Source organism: Priestia sp. TRN 1309, from assembly GCF_050846875.1.
Classification (GTDB): Bacteria; Bacillota; Bacilli; order Bacillales; family Bacillaceae_H; genus Priestia; species Priestia zanthoxyli.
In genome coordinates this window covers 191,651-204,898 of record NZ_JBOZGM010000004.1, presented here as the reverse complement: position 1 = coordinate 204,898, position 13,248 = coordinate 191,651, and the positions used below count along the sequence as shown (strand labels likewise).

Genomic DNA, 13,248 nt, shown 5'->3' with positions numbered 1-13,248 from the left:
GAGAAACTTCACGTATAAAACAGCTCTTTTTTATTTTGTGAATAATGATTCTCCATTATATTATGAGAAATTTAGGATAAGCTACCAGTAGTAAATTTACCGGAGAGAAGGAGTGGTTACCATGAATAAGTCAGACTCAATTTCTGTTTTTCAGCTGATCCTTCTTTCGATGACGTTTATTGGCTTAAAAACTCATGTGATGCTTATATCTCCATTAATTAAAACGGCAGGGCGCGATGCTTGGATCACTGTTCTTCTTACTTGTCTTTTAACACTCATATGGGTTCCTTTACTCGTATATGTAAATAAAAAAACAAACGGTGAACATCTTTTTCAATGGATGAAAAAACATATGAATAAGTCATTTACCAACGTTGTTATTTTTCTTATAATCGCTTATTTGATCATTATGGAAATTGCCACCTTACGAGAGACGATTACATGGATCAATATTATTTTTCTTCAGCGAACACCTTTAATTATACTCGTTTTACTATTTGGTTTTACCTGTTGCTTACTTGCCGCTACGAGCATTAGAACGATTAGTATTGTAAACGTGTTTCTTTTATTTTTTATTGTACTATTAGGTTTTTTTGTTTCTTTTACAAACTTTCAATTTAAAGATTATTCTTTATTGCAGCCTGTTTTAGAAAATGGCTATTTTCCTGTTATTAAAAGTATTGTATTTCAAGGATCAGGGATGGTAGAGCTGCTGCTGCTGCTTTTTTTGCAGCACAAAGTATCGCAGCCTATACGCTATAAGCATTTAGCGGTGGCTGGAATTCTCTTAACAGGCCTTACGATTGGGCCTCTTATTGGGGCAATTACTGAATTTGGTCCTGTAGAAGCCTCTAGGCAACGTTTCCCTCCCTATGAAGAATGGGGAATTGCATCACTTGGAAAGTTTATAGAGCATATCGACTTTTTATCTATTTATCAGTGGCTGTCGGGTACCTTCATCCGCATTTCGACCTTTCTTTTTATTATGAAAGAATTAGTGCCGATTCAAAAAGGCCACAAAAGGTTTCTTTTACTCATTTTAGTGGTTATCACTGTATGCACTCTAGCTCCTATAACAGACTTTACTTTTTCAAATCTTTTATTTTTTACAATCATACCAGCTACTTTCTGGCTGTTTATTGCTTTTTCTCTTTTCTTAGTAGTCATAGTCTTTCTAATTTCTCATAAAACAAGGAGGGATAAGAGTGGAATTTTTTAAGAAGCAAAAAGACTACAGCTCTAAAAAACAAGAGAGCGAAAGTCTTTTAAAAGAAAGTTCTTCTCGTTCTCAGGTAATCAATGAGTGCACGTTAAGAGATTTATTTGGAAAATGCGGTGATATTAACTTCGAGACCGTTTATTTTTATAACAAACGAGTGCTTATGATTTATTGTACCGGTTTAGTGAGTACGGAAATGCTATATGGAATGATCCCTAAAAGATTAGAGGAATGCTGCGCTAAGCTAGAGGGGGAAGTAGAAGGAGACAAGATCATAAAATTATTAAACCTTCCCTCAGTTTCTATCGTTCAAAATGAAGAACAGGCAGTTTCAGAAATTTTTTCCGGCAAATTATTCATTGATTTTGGATTACCACACGCTGTTGTGTCTATCGATATTTCTGACCGTCCTCAAAGAAGTCCAGAAGAAACGAAAAATGAAGTAACCATATTGGGTCCTAGAGATAATTTTATTGAAGACTTACCTGTGAATATTGCTTTAATTCGCAAGCGTCTTAAATCGGTTTCCTTGTTAACAAAATCTTTAGAGATTGGAAAACGAACAAAAACAAAAGTAAGCATTTTATACATGGAAGACGTAGCGGACAAGAAGATACTTGACGAAATTATGGAGAAGCTAGGGAATATCGATATAGACGGTATTTTCAGCGGAACACAGCTAGAAGAGCTCATTAATAAAAATCCGTATAGTTTTTTTCCTCGCCACGCTTATACAGGGAGACCTGATTTTGCGGTTCAATCTCTGTTAAATGGCCGGTTCATTATATTAATTGATGGAACTTCATATGCGTATGTTACACCCATCAACCTTTTTTACTTATTAAAAGGATCTGAGGATAAAGAAAATACATATTTATACAGCTCTTTTGAGCGTATTCTTCGAATCTTCGGGCTTTCTATCGCTGCTTTTTTGCCTAGTTTTTGGGTTGCAATGACGGCTTTTCATCAAAATCAGCTTCCTCTCAGCTTATTAGCTACGATTGTTGAAGCAAGAAGAGGTGTCCCGTTTCCTACCTCTCTTGAAGCAATATTAATGCTCCTTTTATTTGAATTGTTTCGAGAGGCAGGGTTTAGACTCCCGACTTCTGTCGGGCAGACACTCAGTGTAATCGGAGGGCTTATTATCGGTGATGCAGCCATTAGAGCCGGTTTAACAAGTCCTGCTATGCTGGTTGTCATTGCAGGCTCTACGATTGCTACCTTTACGCTAGCAAATCAGTCCCTTATAGGAACAATTTCACTGATCCGCTTTTTTAGTATTATCTGTGTTAGCATTTTAGGTTTTTTTGGCTTTTTTATTTCCATTTTTTTAGTCATGATCTATATTACAAACATTCGAACGTTTGGTGTGCCATATTTCGAATTAGCAACCCGATTAGATGCGAAAAATATTTTAAAATCTCTCTTCCGCCTGCCCGAAAGTAAAAAAGCAACGAGAGCTAGTATGCTTAACCCCAGCGATTCCACCCGCGAAGAAGGAGGAAGTTAGTGAAAAGGACCATAAGGAACTTACTTATACTTGCTATGAGCTCTTTTTTATTGTTTCTTTCGGGGTGCTGGGATACGAATGAACCGGAACAAATGGTATACGCACAGGGAATGGGGGTAGATTTTAAAGATAATCGTTACGTTCTTTACCTGCAGACAATCAATTTAAGTTTATTGGCAAAATCTGAGGCAAGCGGTGCTGGCGCGGGTCAAGTCAAAGTAGAAGTTGGCTACGCAACAGGAAAAACCATTGATGAAGCTATTTTTAGATATTATCAAATTTCTCAGCGCAGAATCTTTTTTGGGCACTTAGCTTTCCTTGTTCTAACGGACGATGCGTTAAAGCATGGTGCTGTCAAATCTGCGGTCGACTTTTTAGATCGTTATCGGGAAACGAGATATAACATTTGGATGTATGCTACGAAAAGCCCTTTGAAAAAAACGCTGTTAGCTACGCCGATGTTCGAAGTATCGAATGCTCTTTCTCGCTTGAGCGATCCTAAAGTGATTTTCAAGCAAAACTCCTTTATTCCACCAGTTGATTTAAGAGAGCTCATTATCCATCTTAATGAACCAAGTCACGAAGTAAACATCCCTTTAGTTCAGACTAAAGAACATTTAACAACGGATCAAAAAAGTGAAACAGCTATTCAAGTAAACGGAGCAGTGGCTATTACATCATCTGAATTAAAAGGAGTTTTTTCTGAAAATAAAATCAAAGGGCTTAGATGGATAACTGATGAATTTGTACGAGCTGGTTTACGAGTAAGGCTACCTGATCATTCCGATATTGATCTTGTGGTAGACAAGAAAAAAGTAAAGATCGAACCTGTTCTAAAAGGTAGTAATCTAACCTTTAATATAAAAGTTCGGGCAAAAGCAACGATTTTAGTTATGCCGCAGCACGAAAAACTATCAACTATAAAAAAAGAAGCTGAACAGAAAATTAAGAAACAAATTATTGAAACATACGCGCAAGGCTTAAGTATAAACAGCGATGTTTACAGGCTTTCTCATGTTCTTTACAAAAAAGAACTGCGTAAATGGAAAGCTGTTCAAAGCAACGGGGCCATTCCTCTAACAAAAGACTCAATAAACGTGAAGGTCAACGTACAGGTTAAGCACGGAAACAAACAGCGAATAGGTCCGACTATAGATTGAAATACTGAAAACCTGCATTTCTCACCTAATAATGTTAAATCAAAAGTGTAAGAATAGATAAAATAGAAAAGACCAACCAAAAAGCAAATCGAATTAGGAGATTATAGATGGAAACAATCAAACCAACTAAAATAGGTTCAAAAAAAACAAGCGTGAAAGAGAAATTAACAGCCCCCGAAATGGGTAAACTTTGGGCAACCTATATGGGCAACAACATGTCTTCACATATTTTAAGCTATTTTCTTGAACACGTTGAAGATCCGGATATAAAAAAGCTGTTACAACATGCAAAAGGTTTAACGGAAGAATTTCAAAGTAACGTAAAAGACATTTTCACAAAAGAGAATGTGCCAATTCCGTATGGATTTACGCAAGAAGACGTGAACCTAGGTGCTCCAAAGCTGTTTGAAGATGAATTTTACGTGCATTATTTAAAATATGCTGCTAAAGCGGGTTTAAGCATTTACAGTATTGCACTGCCGCTAATGTATAGAGAAGATGTAAAGACGCTTTTAACGTATTGTATGAAAGCAACAATGGAATTGATGGAGCAAATAAAGGCAATCTTAATGGATAAAGGATTTATTATTAAGCCGCCAATTATTCCCGCACCAGAAAAAGTGAACATCGCTACTACTCATTATTTAAGCGGGTTTGTAGGAGATGTTCGACCTTTGCACGCATTAGAAATTGCTCATCTGTATGATAACATCGAGAATAATGTGACAAGCAAAGCCTTAATTTTGGCATTTAGTCAAGTTGTTAAAAGTGAAAAAATTCGTGCATTATTTGTAAAAGGCGAAGATCTGACAAATAAAGCGGTAGAACGCTATGTTGAAAAGCTTCATCTAGATAATTTACCAGCGCCATCTTTTCTTGATCATTTAATTACTACTTCGACTTTTTCACCATTTTCCGATAAATTAATGCTGTTTCACAAAATGGATATGTTCTCAATGAAAATGAGGGCTTTTGGAAATTCGGTAGCCGTCAATGGAAGACATGATTTGGCGCTGTTATATGGAAAATCAATGACAAATATCTCGAGGTTTGTAAAAGATGCAGCGGATATTATGATGGAAAACGGCTGGATGGAAACACCACCGGCAGCCGTAGATAGAAATCATTTAAACTCCAACTAATTAAATGACTTGTCTTAGAATATGTAAAAGTTCTTAACCTATATAGCTCTAGTGAATAAAAAACACACAAAATCTGGGCATCTGTTTTGTGTGTTTTTATATTTGATGGTCATTAAACTAAACGAATTTATAATTACAATTTGTATATGAGCTTAATGTCTCTATCTATAAAAAATGTTATTTATTTGCTGCTCTTTATTTTAAAGAAATTACTATACATTTATAAGAGATTAAAAAGAAATTAAAGAAATTATAAACATTGTTAAAACTTATATGGACAAACGCCTTCTGCTGACTGAGGTTATAGGGAATGAAGCAATCAAAAAAACTGCAGATTACTACAAGAATTTTCACGAAAAAATATAGGATTTTTTTATAACAGCTATATTTTCTACGCAGTCGATCGGAAAATAACGTTTATTTATTGTATTTTTTGTTCATTTAGTTGATTTTTTTCATGAAAACGAAAATCATTATCATTTAAAGAGATTTATTATAGCTGAGAGACAAATATGTTTTAGTAAGTTAAAGAGAAAAGAAGAGTAGGAGGGAAATAGAGTAGAGATGAGGAAAAAAAGGCATAACAAAAAAGAGTATTATAGAGCGTTAATTTTTGCCTGATAATACCCGTTGGCAATTTTGCGGATATACGTAAAGAAGTTTGACTCCATTTCATGCACAAGAGGGCGAAATGCATCCATACTTTCTTCTATGTAAGTTTGTTGTAGGTAACGCTGAACGGACGTTAATGATTTTTCGATTATATCTAAACCGAACTCATGCACAATGGAATGAATATCTTCTTTTTTAATAGAATAATGGCCAAAAGATTTAAAGAAATTCTTAAACTGAGCAAATGCATGCTCTCCACGGATTTTTTCGATTTCTTTTTGTTTTTTACTATCATGAGCACCAGTTAAATTGAAACTTAAAATAAAACCATCCTTGATTTTTTCAATAATCGATTTTCTTGGCTGCTTTTCTTCTAATAATGTTTTGACACAATCATCTTTTTCTAGTACATCGATACGGAAAATTTTACTTAATTTACTAGCCATTTCTTTAATAGCAGCTTTATAGCCAATGTATTTCGGAAGAATGTGTTTTACCTCGGTGTAAGATAAAAGGGCTTCTGAATCTTTCTTTACGTTTACATCAGATTCGTATACATACAAAGCACGTAAAGCCAGGCGCAGCATGTTAATATTTTTGATAGCCAGCAATTGATAAATCACTTCCATCGAAACAGAAGTGTAACCACCTTTTGAAGTATATGTATTGTGATCTTTATCAAGCATTTCCGGAGTATATAATATGTTTTGAGCATCAGCAGCTTCTTTTATATGTAAATCTAAAAAATCCTCTAAATAGTTGTTTAAAGAAACTTGAATATAGTCTCCCCATAAACGATCCCAGCGAATGATGTCATAGTCTTCTAAAAGCTTATTATTATTTTGAACGGTCCGAACGGAACATTGGATTGTATTAGCCAGTTCTTGCTCAGAAATAATTGAAATATGACCTTGGCTGTTACATTTGGCTACGTAAGCTAAAATTTGCTTCATCAGAGAACCCGTCCACTTTATGTCTACAAAGTTTTTTGCTAGACCAAATGAATGTTTTTCATAGTAATAGCTGTTGTCTCGTTTCGTCTCTCTATTTAAACCACTCATGACAATCAGCAGCTTGTTTGCTATCAGAGTGTGCCGTTTTAGTGCCAGCTTTTGTATACTCATGTAGTTACCTCCTTTCCAAAACTATATACGTCATCTTTTACAGTATAGACACAGTCATATAGGCTGTAAAATGACATATTTGCACGGGAAAATGGTGCATTTTTTTAAAAGACTAGTGATACCAAGGGACGAGACATCTATTTACAAGGTGACATATTTGCACGGAGATGTGGAGCAAAAATAGCGTGACATTTCATAAACGTTGATAAAACAGCATTCTTAAGACAAATGTCGTATTATGGCGGATGAAATACACGTAATGTGACAAATTCAAAAAAAAATTTGATGTAAAAATGACATATTTGCACGGAGAATAGGAGCAAAAATGATAAAAATAAAGATTTGGGCAACAAAGTGACACATTTGCACGGAAAATAGGGACATAAAACAAAAAAATGCCCTTTTTTAGACACAGAAAGTTCACATTTTTACAGAGAATAAATGAACATTTGCAGAAAAAATCGCGCTTTTTTAAAAAAGTGGCATGTTTGCACGGAAATCTAGAGCAAAAAACACTTTTGCACGGAGATTTGGAGCAAAAAATGCAGAAAACGAAGGGGGGAAGTCGCTGTCTCAAGAAAAATTATGTAAAAGTGGCATATTTGCACGGAAGATTGGAGCCAAACTTATAGTAAATGCAGTATAGAAAGAAAAACGACACTTTTGCACGGGAACCTGGAGCAAAAATTAGTTATAACACTTCTTTTAGACACAAAAAGTTCACAAAATGATAGGGAAGGTGAAGTTTAATAACTATATCAGCAGGGGAAATAGTATGTTTATATGGAGAATTGGAGCAAAAAAACACTTTTGCACGGAAATGTGGAGCAAAAAATGCAGTAACTAATGGTAGGCAGATAAAAAGAATGCTCTTATAAAGATCATAAGAGCATTCTTTTTTTAGCCTATAGAGCTTGTTACGTTTTGATAGATAGAAAGGGGAGCATATTCGTAATCACCGGCTAATAAGTCTTTTACTTCACTTTCTCCCACAGGAATAAAGGTGATCTGAAACACTTGGCCCACTCTTTTATAAGATTGGACAGCTAGTTTTTGTTCGACTAGCTCATCTAAGGCTGTTTCAATTTCGACAAGGTTTTCTTTTTTGCGTCTTTTTCGAAAGCGGACTCTTGTCGAAAAATATAAATAATCTCTTGTGACATTGTATGAAGATTTTGTTTCATAGCAAATGAGACGCTCTTTTTGCATAACGAATAGCAAATGGTAAGCGGCGTCTAAACTTAATTTTTCTACTTTATTTTTGTAAATACGCACCGTTTGGCGTTGAATATAGTCTCTATATATCACTTCATTGACGTGAATTTCAGCAATTCGCGTTCCGTTTGGCATCGTAGTAATATCCACAAAGTCAAAAATACCATAGGCAATTGTCTTATTATGCTGTACTTTTGACATGCTGTAGTGCTTCATTTTTGTAATTCTTTCTTCTATCATCTGGTAATTGCGCTTACTGTCTGTTTTATAAAGTGCTTTCACAAGGTCACCAATCTTTACATTAATGATTTTTTGTGTAGCGAACAACTCGTCGCGTTGGCTCATGATCTCTAAAAACACTTTATAATCAAACCGATCTAAATCACTAATTTTATTTCCATTTTCTTCAGCGTATTCTTTTTCTATTAACAATTCGTAATCTGTCCCGTCTTCAGAGTTATAAGTACTTAAGAAATATTCTTTTCCTTCTTTCTCTAATAGGGGTTGCTCGACGAGAAGCTTTGCTCTTGAGTTAGAGAAAAAAGGGTTCTCTACAGTTGAAAATGGGCTTTCAATAATACTATGGTTTCCGTTTTGGAAGCTAGGGTCCAGTATAGTCAGCCCAATAATAATAGATATATCCGTATGAATTGCTTTTTCTCGCTGCGTTTTGGTTTTTTGATGAATATAAGGATAATCAGTTAAAAAGAAGCTATCTTCTTGACTCCATTCACGTAGGATATCAATTCGTTTATTAATGACTTCTTCCGGAGACGGTATGTTTTCAAACTGTTTGCAAAAGAGTTCTTTTCCGTTTGTTTTATAATAAGCTGTTAGCGCTCTGTATTCCCCAATCAGCTCTTTATTCTTCTTGGGCTTTTTTTGCTCATAGTCGCGTATAGCAGCATCTAACCACCTGCGTTTCGTACGATTGAGAAAGTCTTTTTTTAAAATCCTCAACGCTTCGTTTACATCTTTATTTTCAAAGTGCTGCTGATAAAGAGGGAGGATGGTGCTCTCTAAATCACCTTTTATACTTTCGTTATAAACAGATAAGAGGCGTAATTTAGATACTCTATCAATGACTTCGCGTATGAGTAAAGATGAATAATCCATACACATCTAACCTCCTTAATCTTAAGTTAGTCATTTTAATTCTTAGTTGGATAGTAGCTTTAAACCTATTGTAATGCACGAAAGTTCGATGCCACAAACAAAAGACGGCTACTATCTATAGTCTATTTTTCATTATACACGTGCAAAGGGGGCGAAGGGGGAGATTTTCTTATTTTCTTTTTTCGCAATCCAAATTTGGTCATGAAGTATATACATTTGCTGTGTACCTTATGTAAGAAGGATAACTCTGTTCGCAAGACTGCTAATTCTGCTGCGGAGTTTACTGGATGAATAGCAAGCAATTTAAAATAAAAGGATATCAGCGGTTAAAAGAGAATACTTTCTAAAACTACTAAACATACCCTGGAGGTCATGAATGAACCCTATATTAAATGAAGTAGGCACGATTTTTATTCCTGTAGAAGATATACAAAAAGCACGAGACTGGTATTGTGACGTGCTAGGTTTGCCGGCAGATGGAGACATTTTATATGATCATTTATATGTGATACCTATGAATGGAACAGGAATTGTATTAGATAGCAAAACTTATTCAAAAAATACGCTTTTTAAAACACCGGCTTTTCATTTGAATACAAACGATATCAAAGAAGCTTATGAGTATATGAAACAGAAAAAAGTAGAGCTAACGACAGGAATTGAACACGATCACTGGTTTATATTTAAAGATCCAGATGGAAATCATCTTATGGTGTGTGAATGCTGAACCTATGGAATAATAAAAGGACCTTCAAGAGAAGGTCCTTTTATTGTATTGCCTTTGCATTTTATAACTTGATAGATTTGTTTCTGAATTGAATCATTCTTACAATATTTATCACAATTGTTTTTGTTACAGCATAAGCCGGAATCGCTAAGATCATTCCGAGTATTCCTGCAATATTACCCGCAACAAGCAATAAAATAATAATCGTTAAAGGATGAGTGTTTAATTTCTTTCCAATTACCAGCGGAGAAATAATGTTCCCATCGAGCTGTTGAACGATTACGACGACGATAATTACTAATATCGCTTTTGTAGGAGAGTATAATAAGCCTACGATTAAAGCGGGTGCTACGCCAATAAAAGGGCCGACGTACGGGATAATATTAGTAAGGGCTCCTATTAGTGCGAGTATTAATGCATAAGGCAACCCAATGATGAGGTAACCAATGAATGTACTAATACCGACAAACAAACAAACGAGCATTTGGCCTTGAATATAAGTAGCTAGCGTATTTGTTGTTTCTTTCATTGTACGCAACGTTTCTTTTCGATAAGAAGCAGGAACCATACGCAGCGTATTTTTACGAAGTTTATGGCTGTCTTTGAGCATATAAAAAAGAATGAAAGGAACGGTTACAACCGTAAGTGTAATATTTGTTACGACGCTTAAAACAGATGAAATACTGTTTGTGAGATTCGTAGGTAAAGTAGACGCGTAGTTTAAAAGTGACTCTTCAATATGATCGAGCGACACATATTTTTGTTCAACGAGCCAGTTAAACCATCTTGAGTTAGATAAATCATTTATGTACTCTCTCGTCTCTACAATGTAAGACGGAATATTCTTAGCCAAATCAGTTAATTGTTTAGATAAGGTAGGTCCCACACCGCCCACAATAGAAGCAATTACGCCGATAAAAACAACGTATAATAGTAAAATGGCCAGTGTTTTTGGCACTTTTTTTCTTGTGAGAAATGACACAATTGGTTCGAATAAAAAGAAAAGAAAACCAGCTACAAGAATAGGGAAAAACAAAGTGGAGATAAACACACCGATTGGTAGAAAAACAAACGAAATATGTTTACAAATGTAAATCAGTAAAGCAATCATTAATAGTTCTAATGTCCAAAAATGCAGTTTCGATTTAAACAAAAAGTTACCCTCTTTCTTTACTATTTTTTACTATCATACATCAAAAAAGAAACCCACTGCACGTTAAAAGTGGGCTTTTTTAGTCTGTATAACTTTCATTTAAATAAAAATTAGGCTTTTTCCTCTTTATCTTTAGTGGTATCCTCTGGAGTTTTTTTGTCGTCATCTTGTATAATTCCTTCTGCTGCATTTTTAAATTCTCGCAGGGAATGTCCAAATGCTCGTCCTATGTCCGGCAATTTACTTGGTCCAAATACAATTAAGGCAGTAATCCCGATTACGACCATGCTTGTGGCTCCTGGCATGATATCCTCTCCTTTAAAAGCAATGAATATATGAAAATTAAAAAGAGATAGTAAATAAAGTGCATGTTTATACTATTCACTTTTCTCTTTAAAATTCCTTTATTTTAAATGATACGAAAACAAGGTGGAGCGGCTATGTATGATTTAAATGCTAGTAGTGATATTTTGCATATGAAATTTATTATAGCATTAAAGACAGCCGCTCGCCTTATTACTCTTGTATAAGCCCTATGTGAAAAAACTTGCTTTAATTCTTATGGAAACATGTCATAAATCCTGTTTTTTAAAATGAAGAATCAGTATATAAAAATAAAGAGAGAAAAAAATTTAAAAATATAAAGATAAATTGTTGTAAAATTTAGAAATAAGTAATAGAATTAAATAAAATGTTAACGTTAACATTTTTAGTATTAAAGATTATAACTTATTAATATAGTTATCTATAAATAAGATTATTCATCAATTTATCTAATTTTGTTAACGTTAACAAAAAAACGAAGGAGTGAATGGAAATGAAAAAGTTTATGGATGACCATTTTTTATTAACAAATGAAACAGCAGCACACTTGTATAATACTTACGCAAAAGATATGCCGATTATTGATTATCATTGCCACTTAAACCCGCAGGAAGTTTATGAGAATAAACAGTTTAAAACGTTAACTAACGTTTGGCTAGATGGAGATCACTATAAATGGAGACTGATGAGAGCGAACGGAATTGAAGAGGAAAAGATAACAGGATCAGCGAGTGACTATGAAAAATTTCTCGCGTGGGCTAAAACAGTTCCAATGACGATTGGAAATCCGCTATATCATTGGACGCATCTAGAGTTAAAGCGTTTCTTTGATATTGATGAAATATTAAATGAACAGACGGCACCGTTTATTTGGGAAAAAGCAAACGAGAAATTACGCAGCGGTAAGTTTGGTGCAAGAGATCTTATTACACGTTCTAACGTAAAAGTTATCTGTACAACGGATGACCCAACAGATTCATTAGAGTATCATATGAAACTAAGAGATGTCCAAGGTTTTGAGACCCAAGTACTTCCAAGTTTTCGTCCGGATAAAGGGCTTGAAATCAACCAAGAAGGGTTTAAGAGCTGGATTGCAAAGTTGCAAGATTGTTCAAACCGCTCCATTCACACCTATGATGATTTGTTAAAAGCTCTTGAAAGTCGAGCTCGTTTTTTTCATTCCATGGGAGGGCGTTTATCTGATCACGCACTAAATAAAATGGTATATACGAAGACTTCGAAAGAAGAAGTTTCGGAGATTTTCTTAAAAGCCTTAAAAGGTGAAGGCGTAAGTACTGAAGAAGAAAGTAAATACAAGTCATATACGTTAATCTTTTTAGGGAAGCTGTATAATGAGCTAGGTTGGGCAATGCAATTTCACCTTCATGCTCTTAGAAACAATAACACCAAAATGTTTCGTCAGTTAGGTCCAGATACAGGGTATGACTCGATGTATGACGGACAAGTGGCAGAGCCTCTCGTACAGCTTCTTGATCAAATGGACGTACAAAATAGTTTGCCAAAGACGATTTTATATTCGTTAAATCCAAAAGATAATTATGTATTAGCAAGTATAATTGGCAGCTTTCAAGGAGACGGTATTCCTGGCAAGCTGCAGCTTGGCACGGCTTGGTGGTTTAATGATCAACGAGAAGGTATGTTAGAACAAATGAAAGCGTTATCAAATGTTGGGTTGTTTAGTCGGTTTATCGGCATGTTAACAGATTCCCGAAGTTTTCTTTCGTATACAAGGCATGAATATTTCAGAAGACTAGTATGCAGCTTAATTGGTACGTGGGTAGAAGAAGGGGAAGTACCTAATGACCAACAGCTGCTTGAGCAAATTGTAAAAGGAATATGTTATGAAAATGCTAAAGACTACTTTAGCTTCCCAGCCTATACGCTGCAAAAATAAAGGGGCAAAATAGTTTAAAGAATTGCAAGGG

General features: G+C 34.9%; 10 protein-coding genes. 6 read left to right on the top strand and 4 right to left on the bottom strand.

Annotated features, from left to right (window positions below):
* The first annotated feature begins 121 nt into the window (after nt 1-121).
* From ACRPLQ_RS17265 to ACRPLQ_RS17250, 4 genes are all read left to right on the top strand, one after another.
* The gene (locus tag ACRPLQ_RS17265; RefSeq protein WP_432236187.1) at nt 122-1,219 is read left to right on the top strand and encodes a GerAB/ArcD/ProY family transporter; all 1,098 of its coding nucleotides are present in this window, start codon (nt 122-124) and stop codon (nt 1,217-1,219) included.
* The gene (locus ACRPLQ_RS17260; protein ID WP_432236186.1) at nt 1,206-2,729 is read left to right on the top strand and encodes a spore germination protein; all 1,524 of its coding nucleotides are present in this window, start codon (nt 1,206-1,208) and stop codon (nt 2,727-2,729) included. Before ACRPLQ_RS17265 ends, ACRPLQ_RS17260 begins: the two co-directional genes overlap by 14 nt.
* The gene (locus ACRPLQ_RS17255; RefSeq protein ID WP_223546525.1) at nt 2,729-3,889 is read left to right on the top strand and encodes a Ger(x)C family spore germination protein; all 1,161 of its coding nucleotides are present in this window, start codon (nt 2,729-2,731) and stop codon (nt 3,887-3,889) included. The genes ACRPLQ_RS17260 and ACRPLQ_RS17255 overlap by 1 nt, the downstream gene beginning before the upstream one ends.
* Before the next feature lie 107 nt (nt 3,890-3,996).
* Nucleotides 3,997-5,031 carry a DUF3231 family protein gene (locus ACRPLQ_RS17250; protein WP_328171713.1) on the top strand — a complete coding sequence of 345 codons (1,035 nt, stop codon included), beginning with the start codon at nt 3,997-3,999 and terminating at the stop codon, nt 5,029-5,031.
* Nucleotides 5,032-5,627: 596 nt separating this feature from the next.
* On the opposite strand, the gene ACRPLQ_RS17245 is transcribed toward ACRPLQ_RS17250, so the two are convergent.
* Nucleotides 5,628-6,767 carry a hypothetical protein gene (locus tag ACRPLQ_RS17245; protein WP_432236185.1) on the bottom strand — a complete coding sequence of 380 codons (1,140 nt, stop codon included), beginning with the start codon at nt 6,765-6,767 and terminating at the stop codon, nt 5,628-5,630.
* 900 nt (nt 6,768-7,667) lie between these two features.
* Nucleotides 7,668-9,098, bottom strand: a complete 1,431-nt coding sequence (locus tag ACRPLQ_RS17240; RefSeq protein ID WP_028413700.1) for a hypothetical protein — start codon at nt 9,096-9,098, stop codon at nt 7,668-7,670.
* 376 nt (nt 9,099-9,474) lie between these two features.
* Here ACRPLQ_RS17240 and ACRPLQ_RS17235 point away from each other — a divergent pair, with 376 nt between their 5' ends.
* Nucleotides 9,475-9,825, top strand: a complete 351-nt coding sequence (locus tag ACRPLQ_RS17235; RefSeq protein ID WP_028413699.1) for a VOC family protein — start codon at nt 9,475-9,477, stop codon at nt 9,823-9,825.
* Between the two features lie 61 nt (nt 9,826-9,886).
* Here the strand turns inward: ACRPLQ_RS17235 and ACRPLQ_RS17230 are convergent, their stop codons facing one another.
* Complete coding sequence (locus tag ACRPLQ_RS17230; protein ID WP_025751972.1) at nt 9,887-10,978, bottom strand: AI-2E family transporter; 1,092 nt, start codon at nt 10,976-10,978, stop codon at nt 9,887-9,889.
* Nucleotides 10,979-11,088: 110 nt separating this feature from the next.
* Nucleotides 11,089-11,283 carry a twin-arginine translocase TatA/TatE family subunit gene (locus ACRPLQ_RS17225; protein ID WP_047751147.1) on the bottom strand — a complete coding sequence of 65 codons (195 nt, stop codon included), beginning with the start codon at nt 11,281-11,283 and terminating at the stop codon, nt 11,089-11,091.
* Nucleotides 11,284-11,795: 512 nt separating this feature from the next.
* On the opposite strand from ACRPLQ_RS17225, the gene uxaC reads away from it, so the two are divergent.
* A complete protein-coding gene (gene uxaC, locus ACRPLQ_RS17220; RefSeq protein ID WP_257041628.1) occupies nt 11,796-13,217 on the top strand; it encodes a glucuronate isomerase in 1,422 nt (473 codons plus the stop codon).
* Nucleotides 13,218-13,248 lie beyond the last annotated feature (31 nt).

Excerpts from the sequence above, each read along its gene's own strand:
- ACRPLQ_RS17235 (WP_028413699.1), top strand. The coding sequence starts at position 9,475 with ATGAACCCTATATTAAATGAAGTAGGCACGATTTTTATTCCTGTAGAA.
- ACRPLQ_RS17250 (WP_328171713.1), top strand. The coding sequence starts at position 3,997 with ATGGAAACAATCAAACCAACTAAAATAGGTTCAAAAAAAACAAGCGTG.
- uxaC (WP_257041628.1), top strand. The coding sequence starts at position 11,796 with ATGAAAAAGTTTATGGATGACCATTTTTTATTAACAAATGAAACAGCA.
- ACRPLQ_RS17240 (WP_028413700.1), bottom strand. The coding sequence starts at position 9,098 with ATGGATTATTCATCTTTACTCATACGCGAAGTCATTGATAGAGTATCT.
- ACRPLQ_RS17225 (WP_047751147.1), bottom strand. The coding sequence starts at position 11,283 with ATGCCAGGAGCCACAAGCATGGTCGTAATCGGGATTACTGCCTTAATT.
- ACRPLQ_RS17245 (WP_432236185.1), bottom strand. The coding sequence starts at position 6,767 with ATGAGTATACAAAAGCTGGCACTAAAACGGCACACTCTGATAGCAAAC.
- ACRPLQ_RS17265 (WP_432236187.1), top strand. The coding sequence starts at position 122 with ATGAATAAGTCAGACTCAATTTCTGTTTTTCAGCTGATCCTTCTTTCG.